Source organism: Acinetobacter sp. YH12132, assembly GCF_013418645.1.
GTDB lineage: Bacteria > Pseudomonadota > Gammaproteobacteria > Pseudomonadales > Moraxellaceae > Acinetobacter > Acinetobacter indicus.
Genome location: NZ_VPBR01000003.1, coordinates 144,248 through 160,639, shown reverse-complemented (window position 1 = coordinate 160,639; position 16,392 = coordinate 144,248). Strand labels below are relative to the sequence as shown.

16 protein-coding genes and 4 tRNA genes are annotated in these 16,392 nt (G+C 47.6%); 7 read left to right on the top strand and 13 right to left on the bottom strand.

What is annotated here, in order from left to right:
* Positions 1-70: 70 nt before the first annotated feature.
* Both FTU67_RS04655 and rnr read right to left on the bottom strand, forming a co-directional pair.
* Positions 71-658: a hypothetical protein gene (locus FTU67_RS04655; protein WP_005180225.1), complete on the bottom strand. Its 588-nt coding sequence runs from the start codon at positions 656-658 to the stop codon at positions 71-73.
* Between the two features lie 78 nt (positions 659-736).
* Positions 737-3,169 (bottom strand): ribonuclease R, encoded by a 2,433-nt coding sequence (gene rnr, locus FTU67_RS04650; protein ID WP_168399731.1) that lies wholly within the window; start codon positions 3,167-3,169, stop codon positions 737-739.
* A gap of 265 nt (positions 3,170-3,434) precedes the next feature.
* Between rnr and FTU67_RS04645 the strand changes: the two genes are divergently transcribed.
* From FTU67_RS04645 to FTU67_RS04630, 4 genes are all read left to right on the top strand, one after another.
* A tRNA-Ser gene (locus FTU67_RS04645) sits at positions 3,435-3,524 on the top strand.
* A 13-nt stretch (positions 3,525-3,537) separates the two neighbouring features.
* Positions 3,538-3,614 (top strand) — tRNA-Arg (locus FTU67_RS04640).
* A gap of 49 nt (positions 3,615-3,663) precedes the next feature.
* A tRNA-Arg gene (locus FTU67_RS04635) sits at positions 3,664-3,740 on the top strand.
* Between the two features lie 231 nt (positions 3,741-3,971).
* Positions 3,972-4,048, top strand: a tRNA-Arg gene (locus FTU67_RS04630).
* Positions 4,049-4,125: 77 nt separating this feature from the next.
* Here FTU67_RS04630 and FTU67_RS04625 read toward each other — a convergent pair.
* A complete protein-coding gene (locus tag FTU67_RS04625) occupies positions 4,126-5,424 on the bottom strand; it encodes an SRPBCC family protein (protein WP_180061469.1) in 1,299 nt (432 codons plus the stop codon).
* A gap of 172 nt (positions 5,425-5,596) precedes the next feature.
* Here FTU67_RS04625 and FTU67_RS04620 point away from each other — a divergent pair, with 172 nt between their 5' ends.
* Together FTU67_RS04620 and FTU67_RS04615 are read left to right on the top strand one after the other, a co-directional pair.
* Entirely contained in the window at positions 5,597-6,094 is a 498-nt protein-coding gene (locus FTU67_RS04620) for a YcxB family protein (protein WP_005180217.1), read from the top strand.
* A gap of 36 nt (positions 6,095-6,130) precedes the next feature.
* Entirely contained in the window at positions 6,131-6,772 is a 642-nt protein-coding gene (locus FTU67_RS04615; RefSeq protein WP_005180214.1) for a fumarylacetoacetate hydrolase family protein, read from the top strand.
* 69 nt (positions 6,773-6,841) lie between these two features.
* Here the strand turns inward: FTU67_RS04615 and msrA are convergent, their stop codons facing one another.
* The 9 genes from msrA to lgt all read right to left on the bottom strand — a co-directional run bounded on the left by msrA (position 6,842) and on the right by lgt (position 13,044).
* Positions 6,842-7,363, bottom strand: a complete 522-nt coding sequence (gene msrA, locus FTU67_RS04610) for a peptide-methionine (S)-S-oxide reductase MsrA (protein WP_016658546.1) — start codon at positions 7,361-7,363, stop codon at positions 6,842-6,844.
* Positions 7,364-7,428: 65 nt separating this feature from the next.
* Entirely contained in the window at positions 7,429-7,890 is a 462-nt protein-coding gene (locus FTU67_RS04605; RefSeq protein WP_005180208.1) for an META domain-containing protein, read from the bottom strand.
* A gap of 75 nt (positions 7,891-7,965) precedes the next feature.
* Positions 7,966-9,036 carry a DUF4105 domain-containing protein gene (locus FTU67_RS04600; RefSeq protein WP_180061468.1) on the bottom strand — a complete coding sequence of 357 codons (1,071 nt, stop codon included), beginning with the start codon at positions 9,034-9,036 and terminating at the stop codon, positions 7,966-7,968.
* 29 nt (positions 9,037-9,065) lie between these two features.
* Positions 9,066-9,578, bottom strand: a complete 513-nt coding sequence (locus FTU67_RS04595; protein WP_016658548.1) for a dihydrofolate reductase — start codon at positions 9,576-9,578, stop codon at positions 9,066-9,068.
* A gap of 100 nt (positions 9,579-9,678) precedes the next feature.
* The gene (thyA, locus tag FTU67_RS04590) at positions 9,679-10,521 is read right to left on the bottom strand and encodes a thymidylate synthase (protein WP_005180203.1); all 843 of its coding nucleotides are present in this window, start codon (positions 10,519-10,521) and stop codon (positions 9,679-9,681) included.
* 201 nt (positions 10,522-10,722) lie between these two features.
* Positions 10,723-11,214, bottom strand: coding sequence for a lipocalin family protein (locus FTU67_RS04585; RefSeq protein WP_005180198.1), 492 nt, complete (start codon positions 11,212-11,214; stop codon positions 10,723-10,725).
* A gap of 184 nt (positions 11,215-11,398) precedes the next feature.
* Positions 11,399-11,773, bottom strand: coding sequence for a hypothetical protein (locus tag FTU67_RS04580; protein ID WP_005180197.1), 375 nt, complete (start codon positions 11,771-11,773; stop codon positions 11,399-11,401).
* Positions 11,774-12,151 carry a hypothetical protein gene (locus FTU67_RS04575; RefSeq protein ID WP_016658550.1) on the bottom strand — a complete coding sequence of 126 codons (378 nt, stop codon included), beginning with the start codon at positions 12,149-12,151 and terminating at the stop codon, positions 11,774-11,776. It abuts the gene before it with no gap.
* Positions 12,152-12,234: 83 nt separating this feature from the next.
* Positions 12,235-13,044, bottom strand: coding sequence for a prolipoprotein diacylglyceryl transferase (gene lgt, locus FTU67_RS04570; protein ID WP_016658551.1), 810 nt, complete (start codon positions 13,042-13,044; stop codon positions 12,235-12,237).
* Between the two features lie 94 nt (positions 13,045-13,138).
* On the opposite strand from lgt, the gene FTU67_RS04565 reads away from it, so the two are divergent.
* Positions 13,139-13,921 (top strand): NRDE family protein, encoded by a 783-nt coding sequence (locus FTU67_RS04565; protein WP_104989342.1) that lies wholly within the window; start codon positions 13,139-13,141, stop codon positions 13,919-13,921.
* Between the two features lie 57 nt (positions 13,922-13,978).
* Here the strand turns inward: FTU67_RS04565 and FTU67_RS04560 are convergent, their stop codons facing one another.
* Complete coding sequence (locus FTU67_RS04560) at positions 13,979-16,225, bottom strand: PhoX family phosphatase (protein ID WP_180061467.1); 2,247 nt, start codon at positions 16,223-16,225, stop codon at positions 13,979-13,981.
* Between the last annotated feature and the right edge of the window lie 167 nt (positions 16,226-16,392).

The window sequence follows — 16,392 nt, the reverse complement described above, 5'->3', positions numbered from 1 at the left end:
GTCTGCCGATTTATTTCCTGTGTTATTTGTAGAAGTAAGGCTTCTAGAAGGATAAATCAAGCCTTGGGTGCTATTTATTCTGTGTTGCTTTGACAATTTGGATGGATTCGATCTTTTTGATGTAAGTCCCAAATTGCCCTTGGATGACGGACAGCTTTATCTGTAAAACCTGATTTTTATAGTGTTCATATTCATTTGAACTGAGTCGAAAAATACCAGATCCATCATACGCTGTATCCAAAAAATAGCTGACGCCATGTTTATATGTCTGCTCTTTCACTGCACTTGTCTCAACGGTCACGACACTAGGTGTACCAAAAACAAGGGTATGCAGTAGAGGGGGATAAAACACCAGATTCAAATAACAAATCAAAATTGCAAAAAGAGGCAGTAGCAGTAAGAAATAGAATTTCGGTTTTTTCTTTGCATTTTTCCATGTGCGGGGAATGACCCATTCACCCTGTCGATGGAGCATATAAAAGTAGATCAAAATCACCAAATACATAACGATTGCTAAAATGAAAGCACATATTTTGACGTGATCCGTTGGGGTGAAATCTAAGCTAAAGATGGCAAAAAGCGCTGAGATCGTCAGCAAGAAAAATGCGAACAAGACATAGTTGTGATAATAATATTTCGAGATCTTTTGCGGATTCATTGTTTTTAAGTAGCTTATTTTTATATGGATATATTAAAATAAAAAGAGCGCCGTAGCGCTCTTTTTATTTAGCAAAAATCATTCACCCTTTGCTTTGGCATTGGATTTTTTCTTTTTCGCTTTGGCTTTTTTCTTGACCTTGTCTTTGCTTTCGGCCTTGGCGGTGACTTTTTTCGCCGGCTTTTTGCCATAAGAACTCGGCTTGGATTTGGCCTTTTTCTTCTTCAACGGCTGTTCGCCATCTTCACTCACGGCAAGCTTGACTGGACGATCATGAAAGATTTCTTCGGTGGCTTCAGCACGCGGCGCGGCTTTGGCCACGCGTGGTGCACGGCTGCGGATCGCACGACCGGCATGGGTCAATTGTTTGACCAGCTCGAAATCAATCTTGCGTTCTTCCAGGTTGACTCCGGCCACTTTAACTTTGACTTCATCGCCCAGACTAAAGGTCTGACCGCGTGACTGACCGACCAGTGACTGGCTGGCCTGATCAAACATAAAGAAGTCATCGCCCAGCTGGCTGACGTGAATCATGCCATCGACATACAGATCTTTCAGCGTGACAAACAGACCAAATTCGGTCACGGCAGAAATCACCCCGACAAATTCTTCGCCTAAATGCTGCTGCATATAATGACATTTCAGCCACATGGTCACAGAGCGGGAAGCTTCATCGGCACGACGTTCGGTTTGCGAGAAATGCTCACCGGCATCATCCAGCGCGGCACCCGAAATCGGATATGGTTTCTGGGCCAGATGCGCTTTAATGGCACGGTGCAAGAGTAGATCCGGATAACGGCGAATTGGCGAGGTGAAGTGAGTATAGGCTTCATAGGCCAGACCATAGTGGCCGGCATTGGCCGCGCCGTAATAGGCCTGCATCATCGAGCGTAACAGCACCGCATGAATACTTGGCGCATCAATGCGGTCTTTGGTGGCATCAATCACGGCCTGATAATCGGCCTGGGTTGGCTGTTCCGGGAAATTCAGTCCCAGCAGTTTTACAAATTCACGAACTTTCTGAATCCGTGAAAACTCAGGTGGTTCATGCACACGGTACAGCATCGGAATATCATTTTTGAGCGCAAATTCTGCCGCCGCCACGTTGGCCAGCAACATGCACTCTTCAATCAGTTTATGCGCATCATTACGGGTTCGCGGCAGGATTTCCTGAATCCCGCCGAGTTCGTCGAAGGTCATATAGGTTTCGACGGTTTCAAATTCCATAGCATGACGCTGGGCACGTAAACCTTTGAGTACCTGATACAGCTGAAACAGGGTATTTAGCGATTTGCGTACATCCCGGTCTTCCGGAATGGCAGCGCTGTCGCCGTCAAAATATTGCGCCACCTGGGTATAGGTCAGACGGGCTTTGGAATGCATTACCGCAGGATAGAATTCGAATTTGGTCACCCGGCCGGCACGGGACAGGTTCAGGTCACAGACCATACACAGACGATCTACCTGCGGATTTAGCGAACATAAGCCATTTGATAAGGCTTCTGGCAACATCGGCAAGACAAAATGCGGGAAATAGACCGAAGTGCCGCGTTCCTGAGCTTCATCATCCAGCGGTTTGCCCGTGCGGACATAGTGGCTGACATCGGCAATCGCGACCACTACGCGGTAACCACCCCCTGGACGTTTTTCTGCATACACCGCATCATCAAAGTCGCGGGCATCTTCACCATCAATGGTGACCAGAGCTAAATCACGTAAATCGACCCGGCCCTCACGGTCTTTGGCTGACGGTTCTTTAAAACTGTCGGCATCTTTTAAGACATTGTCCGGAAATTCATACGGCAAACCAAACTCTAAAATGGTTTGTGGAATGATGATTTCAGTGTCGGCTTTATCGGCCATCGACTGCACCACATGGCCGGTGGCAAATTCTTCACGGCTTGGATAGTCATCAATGGCGACGCGAACTGAATCGCCCAGATTCAGTTTGGCGTGTTCAACCAGCTCTTTTTCTAAAGTCACCGGCTGATGGCTGTTCGGATTGCCCGGCTGAATAAAATATTCACCGTCATACATCGACAGTTTGCCAATGATCTGTTTCACACGGCGCTGCTGGACTTCGGTAATAAAGCCCCAGGCTTTGCCTTTGCGATCGACCGAGGTCTGGCGCACTTTGACGCGATCGCCATTAAACACCAGACGCAATTCACGCTCGGGTAGCAGGATGTCATTTTGTCCGTCAATATGAGCAGAACCCAGACCTTTGCTATTAATGTAGACCGTGGCTTCATGGGTAGGCTGCTCGGCGGCAAGCTGGAACTTGAATCCGTCTTTCATGAGCTGGCCATCACGCACCATGGCAATTAAGCGGTGGCTCAGGGCATCAATACTTTTCTGATCGGCAATTTCAAAATATTCAACCAAGTCGGCATGCGACTGGGCCTGTTGCAGTTTTTCAATACTTTCAAGAATCAGTGTGCGACTTGGAATCGGATTATCGTAACGTTCGGCTTCAGCTTTTGCTTCAGGATCGACCCAGTTTTTCATCATGTCTTTGGCTTCAAGTCAGAAGATAGGTTTAGCATAAGTCATGCAGCGTCAGACTGCACGTAAATGATTGCAATAATGTGTTTTAAGTCTTTATTTTAAGATGATTGCGAGTAGATAAAATCACATTCCCCGTAAATTTGCAGAAAATGCCAGGCTAGAAGCAATAAATTGTTTAAAAAATATTTAATTGAGCAAAAAACTGCAAAAAATAGAGTGACTGCGCTTGCAGTGCTACAGTTAAATTTGTATTATGGCGGCACGTTACGGTGAGATGGGTGAGTGGCTGAAACCACGTCCCTGCTAAGGACGCATACGGGCAACTGTATCGAGGGTTCGAATCCCTCTCTCACCGCCACTTTACTTATGTCGCGCTCATAGCTCAGCTGGATAGAGCACTTGGCTACGAACTAAGGGGTCGGGAGTTCGAATCTCTCTGAGCGCACCAATAAGTAAACCGGGAAATAACGCAGTCTGATATAGACGACACAAGTGACGCGCTCATAGCTCAGCTGGATAGAGCACTTGGCTACGAACTAAGGGGTCGGGAGTTCGAATCTCTCTGAGCGCACCAACTTGAACAATTAACCGCACATGTTGCGGTTTTTTTGTGCCTGCAATTTGGCTACTCAGCTGCATCCGCCGGCTTCCTTATTTGTTACAATTTCAACTGCAATTTAAAACCTGTATAAAATCAGCGCACAAATACATGATTTGTCCAATATCTATCCATTTGGTTGCATTTTTATGAAATAAGACTTAACAAATACCGAAAAGCCCGTATAATGCACCCCATCAAGACGTCGCGCTCATAGCTCAGCTGGATAGAGCACTTGGCTACGAACTAAGGGGTCGGGAGTTCGAATCTCTCTGAGCGCACCAATCTTGATAAAGAATTCTGAAAAAACCGCACATGTTGCGGTTTTTTTGTGTCTATAATTTACTAAAACATTCCCGCATTATTTGATCTTCTGTTGAATCTTTAAGGTCAGCACAGTATTGCCACCCAATGCCGGCAGCAGCTCGTGATACGGCATACTGCGCATGGCGCGTAATAAAAACGGTGCCTGCGCATCAATGTTCATGGCACTGGTCACATTCAGTAAACTGCCCTCAACTTGCGGCAAAATCTGCATGCCGCCTTGCACATAGCGTAAATCTCCACCCACCGCCTGAAACTGCTGCTCCAGAGCGCCTTGTGCCTGAAAACGCAGTTTAAAATCAAACGGAATCTGAATCACGCCCAGTCCGACCGAAATTTTATAGTCGGCATCCAGCTGCCGGGCAGAGGACTGCTGAATATGAACTTTTTTAATTTGCCGTGGAAACAGGTGCTGGTAGGCCTGCGGTTCAAGCCAGGGTTTTAGCTTGCTGGCCGGCTGGGCATAGTACTGATAGCTGCTGCTAAAACGCATGATTTCCTGCTTTGCACCATAGGACACCTGATAGGCCGGTAAAATAAAGGATACGGGTTCTTGTGATTTCTGGCTGATCTGCCGGATTTTGTTCATCTGGCTGACACTTAATTCAGGGGCTGGTACGTCGCCGGCGGGTAAGGCTCGGGGTGTGGTGCTTTTAAATTTACGTTGCAGTGCTTCCAGAATAAAGGCATTGGTGCCGGCCGGCAGGCCCAGTTTGGCATCGGGCAGGGCATTCAGGATGGTACGAAATAAAAAGCCTTTGGGCTGCGCCAAATCTCCCCAGTGCGTGACCGTGACCAGCGTCTGATGGGCCGACAAGGCAAACCATTCTATTTTTCCGGCGCCATACGGAATGGGTGCGTCAATCACCAGGGTTTCAATACTGTTGTCGGTGCGCTGATGTTGCAGGATCACATCCTCTTTAAAGTTCAGCACCGGAATGGGCGTGGGAATATGAATCCGGTATTTGACCTGACTGATGTGCTGGCGCTGCTCCAGCATCTTGGCGCTTTTTAAGGTCGGAAACAGCTGGGCATAGCCTGAATAATCACTGAGCAGCGCCGCAACTTTGTGACTGGGCACTGGCAGCACCACCGCAGCACTATAAAATTTACCCCGTTTTGTGGATGCGAAAGTTGGCAGCTGAATCGGTTGCGCGGCATGCGCATAAATCAGAATTCCATCTCCGGTCAGCGCGGCCAGCTGCTCGGCACTGCTGCCATAGCCTTGTAAACTGCCTGGCATTTTTCCTGTCCAGCGAACTAAACTGGCCCAGGCAGAAACCGGCAGCAGCAGACTGCAAAGCAGGGCGATCAATCGGGTGTGCGTCTGTGGCATAAAACATCCTGTTTTTGCTGTGGAGGTGAGCGAATCATCCCGTTTTGAATCGGGTTATTTTTTGAATGGTGGTTGCAGCATCATCATGACAGCACTGGCGAGAAAAAGAATAAGGAAATCACCTATTCTGGTGTAATATTTAGCGTAATTTAACTGATTTGATGATGAGCCGATGTCGGAACTCAAGCCTGCCTTGTCGCTACGTTATTTTTTAAATCTGGAAGAATCTCAGGATGGCTTTGCTCTGGCCACCTTTGGTAAAAAACAGTTTACCCGTTTTATTACTCCATTAATTAGTGTCGGGATTATTGCCTGGGGCATTTATTTGGGCCTCGATGGCGTGGGCCGTTACTATCTGGCATTGGGGGTATTTTTTCTGGTGCTACAGATGCTGATGCGCTACTGGTTCCTGCCAATGATGTTTAAGCGTCAGTTTGTCAAATACCAGTTTGGAAAAAGCGAACAGGGCATTGCGCTGTATCAGGATTATGCCGAGATTTCTGCCAATGGCCGTGACAAAGTGGTGCATTATAACGAAGTGCAGAATTTTGCTTCAGGCAAGCTGACTTATATGATTGAGCTGAAAAACCGCATGGTGATTATTGTGCCAAAACGCGTGTTTGAAAGCACAGCCGATCAGACCCTGTTTGAAAATACCTTTAAAAAATAAGCCTGTTAAAACCATCACATTATAAGAGGGAAGATCATGAATACACGTCCATCCAAAATTGTCTGTGTGGGGCGCAGTTATGCGGATCATGCCAAAGAACTGGGCAATGCGGTTCCTGATCGTCCGGTGCTGTTTATCAAACCGCCGAGCAGCCTGCGTCCGTTATCTGCCGGGATTGCCTGGAATCCGGCCTGGGGCAGCTGTCATTATGAATGTGAACTCAGCCTGCGTATTGACCAGCCCTTAAAGGCAGAAACCGATCCGCAAAAAGCCTTGCAGGCCGTGGGGGCGGTGACTTTGGGGCTGGACCTCACCTTGCGTGACTTGCAGGATGAACTGAAACAGAAAGGCCATCCATGGGAACGAGCCAAAGCCTTTGATGGGGCTTGTGTATTGGCAGACTGGGTCGATGTTGCAGAAGTTAACGACTGGAAAGATGTGCACTATACGCTGCATATTAATGACGAACTGCGTCAGCAGGGGCATACCGCGCTGCTGATTTTTGAAATTGGTGCGCTACTGGCTGAAATTAGCCACAGTTTTAGTTTGGAGCCGGGCGATGTGGTAATGACCGGTACTCCGGCCGGGGTGGGTGCCTTAAAGGCCAATGACCAGTTAAGCATGCGTTTGCAGGGTAAAACCCGGGAATTTGTCTGGAGCACTTTTGTTCAGGCTTAACTGCTTCTCCAGACGACAAGGACTGCAATTGCAGTCCTTTTTTATGGCGCTTTTCGAGCCTTCCTGGTTTCAGTCTTTGAGTAAATCCTGAAACTTGCTATGCAGCTTCATCAGTTTGGGTGGAATTACAAAGTTGCAATAGCCCTGAGTCGGGTTATTGGCAAAGAAGTTCTGATGATAGGCCTCTGCCGGATAAAAACGCGGTGCAGCGGTCACTTCGGTGACCACAGCAATGCCTTCTGCCTTGAGCTGCTGGATCATCTGTTCGGCCTGTTGCTGCTGCTCCGGATTTAAATAATAAATCACCGAACGATACTGGCTGCCGACATCATTGCCCTGACGGTTAAGCGTGGTCGGGTCATGGGTGGCAAAGAACACATTTAACAGCTGGGTATAGCTGATTTGACTGTCATCGAAATCAATCAGAATGACTTCAGCATGGCCGGTATCACCATTGCACACCGCTTCATAATTTGGATTGTCCATCTGGCCGCCGGCATAGCCACTCACCACTTTGGCCACACCGCGCAGTTGGAGAAATACCGCTTCGGTACACCAGAAACATCCACCACCAAAAATTGCCTGTTGCATAGGGTCAGCCTTCTGTTTTCAATCGTTCATAAAAAAGGTCTGCAAAGGTGCAGGCCGGTGCAGTATTAACGCGGTTGTACGGCACTTTCCAGCTGAATCAGCAAATTGCCATAACGATCCAGCAGTTTCAGGGTTTTACCAAAGACCTGATAATGGGTCACTTTGGCCAGTGCTTCATTGAATTTCTGATCAATGCCATTGCTGTTGAGGCAGGCCATACGGGTGCCAGCCATTTGGCTTAGCGTTAGCGTGTCACGGCCGGCGCTGTAGCTGCCCATAATCCGGTTACAGCCATCGGCACCGCTAACGCGTTGGGTGGCGCTATCAAATTGCAGGCTTGGAATATTGTGGGCAGTCGGTTCGGTGCGAACCGCGGTATTGCCAATCTGGGTCACAATCCAAGTGCGGTTTTGCAGCTGGACAAGATTGGCAGTTTCAACGGTAGCACCCGGGGTTGGTAAAGTTTCACAGCCGCTAAAAACTAGGGCTGAACCTAAAAGGGCAACGGCAGCAAGATGTTTAAGCATATGGATTTCTCTTTATTTTAAAGCTGATGGATGTATCTAAACCAATTTTAAATTTGATCGCCAGTTAAAATTGTATCATTGATTTGACGGAGCGCCAGGAGCGGATGGCGCGGGCAAACCCTGCCGGATTAGTGCTGAAAATTGTGCACTATCCAGCTGGCCCGGCTGTTCCACACGCGGATTGATATAAGCGCGCTGATACCAGCTTTCAATGCTCAAGCTCTGATCAAGCGCCTGTAAATCATACAAATAATTGGGTAAATAACCCGAAGCTAGCAGGCGATAATCGGTGGGCAAGGTCTGGTTGGATACTGCCTGCACCATGTCAAAGACCAGGGTAGTGCAGTTACTGGTCAGGGTGTTATACCATTTGGGCTGTTGTGCCAGTTCATCGGCTTTGGTCAGATATTCCAGAAACAGGGCTTTTTGCATTTCTTGCGGCATCTTCAGCGGGAAAAAATAGACCTGTTCACCGCGAATATTACTGCGGGTATAGATAATATCTTTTTCATCCGCCGCCACCAGACTCAGTTCATATTTGCGGAAGAATCCGCCCAGCGAAGAAAATTCTTCATGGCGTTCTTTGCGGATTTCAATCGAAAAAGTCAGCGGTGCGGCATTGGCAAAATCGAAACTGACCAGGGTGTGGGCAATTTGTGGTCCCATCCAGTAGGAAGTGATGATGTTGACGCCCCGAATCTGGTTCAGGTCATAATGGCGACTTTCCCAGCGCTGCTCGTAGGAACCATCGCTGTGCCAGTTAAAGTTACGCACATTGTGCAGAATGACCTGATCGCCGTGACGCTCGGAATGTAACAGCTGCGCCACTTCGGGATTCCAGTCGCGGTCCTGGCGAGGTGGCAGGCCAAAATACCAGAGCTGGCTGCACAGAAACACCAGCAGATAAATCAGCACATCCAGTTTACGGCTAATCAGATGCCGGCTGATATAGATGCCCAGAATGCTCATGGCAAAGGCAATCCACAGGCCAATCAAGATCCGGCTAAACAGCAGTCCAAACGGCTGCTGAAACCACAGGATCAGCACCAGCCAGATCGAGCTGCCAATTACAAACAGGCTAAACAGGCCATGCAAACTGCCTTGAATCAAACGCTGTGCCAGTTCGGCCTGTTGGGGTGTCTGCATGCTGATGAATTCATTCAGAAAAATAAGCTTTATTTTCGGTAGCTGGCAAACTCAAATGCAATGCCAGTTTTGTCATCCAAATGTTGCTCGGCACTGACTTTCTGGAACGCTGCCGGAATTTCCGGATAATGCGCATCGCCCTGCACATCCAGCTCGACATGGGTCAGTTCCAGACGGTCGGCAATATCCATGGTCTGTTTAAAGATTTCACCACCGCCAATAATAAAAATACTGTCCGGCTTTTCTGAAGCCTGCACATCAGCCACGGCCTGAGTTAAAGCTTCTTCAATTGAATAGGCGACTTTGGTGCCCTCAAAGGCCCAATTTGGATCTCGGGTAATCACCCAATTGACACGTTTCGGTAAGGCACGACCCATTGATTCCAGGGTTTTACGGCCCATCACTACCACGCCGCCCTGGGTAATTTCCTTAAAATGTTTTAAGTCGGCAGAAATATGCCATGGCAAATCATTGGCTTTTCCAATACAGCGCTGCTGATCCATGGCCACCACGTGTACAACTTCTAAACCTTGAAATGCCATGCTGTTTCATCCATATCTCATGCGAAAAATTAACCCTATTAAAATGTAAAATCCCCCTCGATGAAAGGGGGATGGGGCATTTGTCCGGAATTAATTGGCTTTAAACCGCTACCGGGGCCTTAATTGCCGGATGTGACTCATAACCGACAATTTCAATATCTTCAAATTTAAACGCGAACAGATCTTTGACGTCCGGGTTCAGTTTCAGCTGGCACAGCCCCAGCGGTTCACGACTGAGTTGCAGTTGTGCCTGTTCAAAATGGTTGGCATATAAATGGGTATCGCCGCCGGTCCAGACAAAATCACCAACCTCTAGATCACATACCTGGGCAATCATATGGGTCAGCAGCGCATAGCTGGCAATATTGAACGGCACACCCAGGAAGACATCGGCACTACGCTGATACAGCTGGCAAGAGAGTTTGCCGTTATGAACAAAAAACTGGAACAGGGTATGACAAGGCGGTAACGCCACCTGACCGGCTTCCTGCGGATTCCAGCCCGATACAATTAAACGGCGTGAATTCGGGTTGGTTTTAATCTCGTTGATTAGCCAGGAAATCTGGTCAAAACCATCCTGATTGTAGCTGTTATCGGCATTTTTGCTGGCGCCAAAGTTGCGCCATTGATGGCCATACACCGGACCAAGCTCGCCTTCAGGACGGCCGAAACGCGCCGTCTGTTCTGCCGTTGACCATTCATCCCAAATCGTAACTTTGTTGTCCTGCAGATACTGGACGTTGGTATCACCTTTCAGGAACCATAACAGTTCAATCACAATTGAACGGAAATGTACTTTTTTGGTGGTTAACAGCGGAAAACCCTGAGACAGATCAAAGCGCATCTGATGACCGAATACAGAACGGGTTCCCGTGCCGGTACGGTCGCCTTTGTCGCCGCCGTGGTCAAGGATATGTTGTAACAGGTCAAGATATTGGCGCATGAAATTCTCTCAATCAAATAGTGATGTGGCTCCTGTGTCGACCTTCATTGCAGCGCAAAAGGCTGGCTGTATTGAAGATCTTGGCTTTAAATGAGCACATAAAAGTGCAGCCATCATAACATTGATGCCGGGCCGAGATGAATATTCATCATCATTAAAAAAGGCATCTTAAAAAAGATGCCTCAGCAAAATAGCGGCAGCTTATGCGGTTGGCCGACCGGTGTGCGGGGTGTAAATCAGATCACTTAGGTCATAACCCAAGCTTTTGGCCTGCGCCAGATATTCATTTTGTGTGGCTTCATCCAGCTGTGGATGACGATGCAGCAACCATAAGTATTTGCGGCTCGGGTCACCGACCAGTGCGGTCTGATACTCCGGATCAAGTTTTAAAATCCAGTAATCACCTTTGGTAAACGGAATCCAGCGCAGGCCTTCTGGCAAGAAGCTGACTTCCAGCTTGCCATGTTCAGCATCGACCGGGGTGGCTTCACCAATCGATTCATCTAGTTGACCCTGACCATCCAGACGGCGGTTTTGCACACGCACTTTGCTATCTTCATTCAGGCTGTAGGTGGCGGAAATATCGGTACTGTCTTCGGGTTCATGGCGCATTGGCAAACGGGCAATTTCGTACCAGGTGCCCAAATAACGTTGCAGGTTAAAACCGGAAATGGTGTTCAGTTCTGAATTCATAAACAACTTCCTGAATTATTTTCATAAAGACTGCAGTTATTCTAAGCAGGCTGAACGGGATTCGGGTTATTGTTGTTAGCGCTCCTGTTTCGGCATGTATGCAGTGTAAATTCAGCCCGGTTTTCTGTGCAGCAACTGCTACACAGGTTATTAAAATGCAAAAAATTGGACAGGAAAATAAAGCTTAGGAGTCAAACCGTTTGGCACGTTGCTGGTAGATCGACACCATAAACAGTCCTACCAAGATAAAGCCGAGTGCTTGCAAGGCCATGGCCCAAAGTTGCATTTTCGGTAGAAACAGCAGCAATACGGCCAGCAGGAGCAGCGGTGCCAGATTCAATCCCCCGTACATCAGTCTGCGCTGATGTTCTGGCCAGGAACGACGATTGCTCCATTGATACAGCAGATGTAAGCCCATGCCCAGAATCAGACTGAGGATGACCCAAAACGGTGGCAGCTGTGCCTGCGTCGAGGCCAGATAAATCAGCAGACAGGTACCAATACAGATCATCAGTTTGAGCTGACGATGACAACGCGCGGAATACCAGAAACTGAGCATTTATGCCTGATCCTGATGTTGATGCAGCAATGACAGTGGCGAGAACAGACAAATTGCCAGAGCCATAAAGCCAAGTCCTTGTGCGCCCGGTAATAAAATTTCACCCTGTTGCATATTCATGAAAATTAGTGCCAACAGCAGGGCAATCGGAATCCAGGTCAGCAGGCGATACAGTAAACCGGTGGGACGTTGTGCCGCAAAATGAATTTTGCAGTAACGGCAAATCAGAAAAATAATTCCGGTGCCCATAAACATCAGGATGGCATCATAGGCCAGCGGTTGCATCCAGTATAAAACGCCGGTGACCACTGCAATCAGAATAAACAGCATGAGTTTTTGCAGTACGGATACGTTGGGATTAAACCAGAATTCGAGCATAGCCCACCAGATGAATTGTGCAAGGGTGCATGCACTTTAGCAAAAATGGTATAAAAAAAGCGAGGCCAATGCCTCGCTCCGGTTTAACTATTTTTCTGTGGGCCCCAGTCATAGATTTTTTTCTGGTAGGCGTACCACATCATCCAGAGACCGACCAGAATCATTGGCAGACTCAGGAATTGGCCTTTACTCATCCAGGCAATAAATAGCTGACCATTGTCCGGTTCGCGGAAGAATTCCACCACAAAACGCGCCAGACCATAACCAATCAGGAACAGTGCCGAAACCGCCATACGTGGACGCGGTTTGGAACTGAACCACCACAGCAGAATAAATAACAGCAGCCCTTCAAACAGCGCCTGATACAACTGTGATGGATGACGTACCAGCTGTAGTGGATCGGTCGGGAAAATCATGCCCAGTGCAAAGTTTGGATCAGTGACCGGACGGCCATATAACTCGCCACCAATAAAGTTGCCGATGCGTCCAAACATCAGCCCGGTCGGGACACAAGGTGCAATAAAGTCCAGGGTTTGGAACCAGGTCATCTGGTATTTTTTACACCAGAACAGCATGGCCAGCATGACCCCCAGGAAACCACCGTGGAAACTCATGCCTCCGGTCCAGACCTGAAACAGCCACACCGGGTTGGCCAGAAACTGCTCAAAGCCATAAAAGAACACATAACCGACGCGGCCGCCAATGACCACACCCAGCGCACCGTAAAAGATCAGGTCCGAAACCATGTCCGGTGTCCAGCCACGCTGCTTGGCGCGATAAGTGGCCAGACCCCAGGCAAATAAAAAGGCCAGTAAATACATCAGTCCATACCAGTGGACTTGTAAGGGACCCAGCGATATCGCCACCGGATCAATATTTGGATAGGTCAGCATTCCTGTTCCTTGTCATTCTGTTTTGCACAGATTTTAGCTGAATAAGATGAAAAATGTTGTACATTCAATGTGTAAAGATAGCGAGCAGGAAATTATGTGTATTGTGGCCTTTGCCTGGCAGGTTCTGGATGAGCTGCCTTTATGTTTAATTTCAAACCGTGATGAGTTTTATCAGCGTCCAACTGCGGCGTTGCATGCCTGGGAAAATAGCCCGATTTATGCCGGACAGGACTTGCAGTCGGGTGGCACCTGGATGGGCGTGACCGCCAGCGGCCGCTGGGCCATTGTTACCAATTTTCGTAATGGACAGGATCAGCACAATTATCCGACTTCACGCGGGCATCTGATTCAGGATTTTCTGGAATCTGAATTAAGTCCAATTCGCTTTGCGCAAGCCTTGGAGCCGCGCCAGTGCGATTATGCCGGCTTTAATTTATTTGTCGGCGACCGGGAACAGGCGGTGTATATGAGCAACCGAGGGGAGGCGCCGCAAGTGCTGGCCAAAGGGGTATATGTGGTGTCCAATGGCTTAATGGGCGAGCATTGGGAAAAAACCGGCCATTTGCGTAAACGCTTTACCCAAGAATTTTTACCGATGTTACAGCAAGCCCAGTTGCCAGAAGCAGATCTGCAGCATGCTGCCTGGGATATTTTGGAAGATGAACGCAAGGTGATTGCAGATTTATTGCCAGAAACCGGCATTTCTGTCGAGCTGGAAGAGTTATTGTCGTCGACCTTTATTCAGAGTCCGGCGTATGGTACACGCTGTTCCAATATTTTAAGATTAAATGCTCAGCAATGGCACTGGTTAGAGAAAAGCCAGCAGGGTGAAACCGCTGGGCAGATCGTGGAGCTGAATATTCCACTACAGAAATAAAAAATACCGGCATCAAGCCGGTATTTTTAAGTTTAAGCATGCTTAAGAGAAAGCGTTTTATGCTTGCTCTAGTGCCTCACCTGCAATCGGACCACCGTCTTTACGGGTGATGACCACAGTAGCTGAACGAGGAACTTTACCTAACGCGCTGTAGCGGGTACTTTGGTTCGCTGGCCAAGCACCACCTGGATGCTGAACATTGACAAAGATCGCTTTATAGTCAGGTGTAATGGTTACCCCGGTAATTTCACAGCCAGATGGACCAACCAGGAAGCGGCGGACACGGTCATTAGAAAGCTGTGCACCCACAATTGTTTCTTGACCACCTGCTTTAGTACTTGCTGCAATCGCGGTACCGCCATCACCGACTGAACCTGGAAGTGCTGCAAGCATCATACAGTTGGTTTCATCTGTATATTGACCATCATCGGTTTGAATCCAAAGGATACCACGTGGGTCAAACCACATACCATCCGGGCTAGAGAAGTCGTTCATATCGTCTAGACCAGACAGGTTGATGTTTGACTCAGCGCGTGCTTCAGCACCAAATAAGAAGATATCCCATTTAAATGCTGTAGCGGCTACCGTGTCGCCTTCTTCACGGAAGCGAATAATATGGCCATTCATGTTTCCGGAACTACTTGCGCTTGTGCCCTTGAAGTCAATATAGCTACGTGGGTTAGCGGCATCAGTTGGATACGAACGACCACGGCTGCTGTTATTGGTTAAGGTGACATAAACTTCGCCATTTTCAGGGTTCACTGCAACCCATTCTGGGCGGTCCATTTTGGTTGCACCAACGTGGTCTGCAGCAAGACGGGCATGAACAACGACATCATCCTGACCGGAGAAAGGATAGATTGCATTCGCAGAGGTGAGGCCATTCTGGTTATGCGACAGTTCTAACCATTCACCGGTACCATCATCATTGAACTTGGCAACATATAATGTACCGTTATTCATATATTTGTCGCCAGCAGCATAGCCGCCGTTTACATCTTTAGGGTCCCACACTGCATCTGATACGAACTTATAGATATATTCACCTGTCGCATCATCACCCATATAGAACGCTAATGGCTGACCAGGGATCGGGTTACTACAACGACAATCTTCATGTGCAAAACGGCCGAGTGCAGTACGTTTTACTGGACGTTCAGTTGCGCTAAACGGGTCAATTTCAACAATAAAGCCACAAGTGTTCATGACATTACGGTAGTCTGCTAGCGCGTTTTCACCTTTAACTGAAATATCCCAACGATCATACAGATCTTTGTCACCAGTTAACTCGGCAACTGGAGTATTCCATAAATATTGCGAAGAACGGGCATTAGCACCACCACGACCATAACGTGATAAGGCAATTTCTTCTTTTGCAATGGCACGTGTGTCATTGGCTTGACGAGCGAAATAACCGCTCCAGTTTTCTTCTGCAGTCAGATATGTCCCCCAAGGTGTATAACCGTTACCGCAGTTTGCAAATGTACCACGTGTTAAAGTACCGTCTTGAGAGAATCGGGTTTTAACCAGATCAGAACCGCGCGCTGGACCACGGATTTCCATTTCAGTTGCGGCAGTAATACGACGGTTAAATTCAGAATTTAAATTAATTTTAACGTCTTGGGTATTTTCATCTTTGCTAATTTCAACAACAGATACACCGTGAGCATTTACTTCACGTAAAACCTGATCTTCAGGGCGGATGCCATCTACTGAAATCGTGCCCACAGGGGTATGTAACTGAGATTGCTGCAGATACTCATGGTTTAATACCAGCAAGCCTTGTTTTGATTCTTTGGCAGCATAGTTTTTGTTGGTTGGATGCATACCGAAGAAGCTCATACCATCATGGTTATCGCCGGCACGGAATTGATAAGATGCACCTGATGGTAGTTCAGCATCGGTTTTTTCTGGATAAGTAGGGTTAATTGGATCGCCTACTGCATATAACACTTTTAGCTGGTAACCTGCAGGAACACTGAAGAAGTTCGCTGTATTTTTTCTCACAGGTTCAAAGGTTAATTTATTCGGGCGGGCGTTCAGATCGCTCCACTCATGTTGATCAGGAGAGGTTGTGTCTGGAGGAGTGGTTGGATTTTCACCTGGATTAGCAGAATCATTATCATCATCTGAACAGCCGCTCACGCTTGCTGCAAATGCTAATGCCATTGCCCCACTTGTAGTTTTTGCAATAAAACCACGACGATTCATATGTTGATCAAGAATCGTTTGAAAATGCGTATTATTTGAAGTGTTACTATCTTCGGTCAGATCCTGACACGGAATCATTTCATCGTTGTTCATTTAAAAGTCCTAGCTTTTCTTTAATGGCTTGGTTGCTGCTTAAAAGCTAGAAATAAACTACCCGCTGAATATGACAGTACCTTGAAGAAAATATTTCAAAAAAGTTAAATAAGAACAATGGTTTACTAAAATAAAAAAGAGCAGCCGGAGCTGCTCTTTTTTAATCG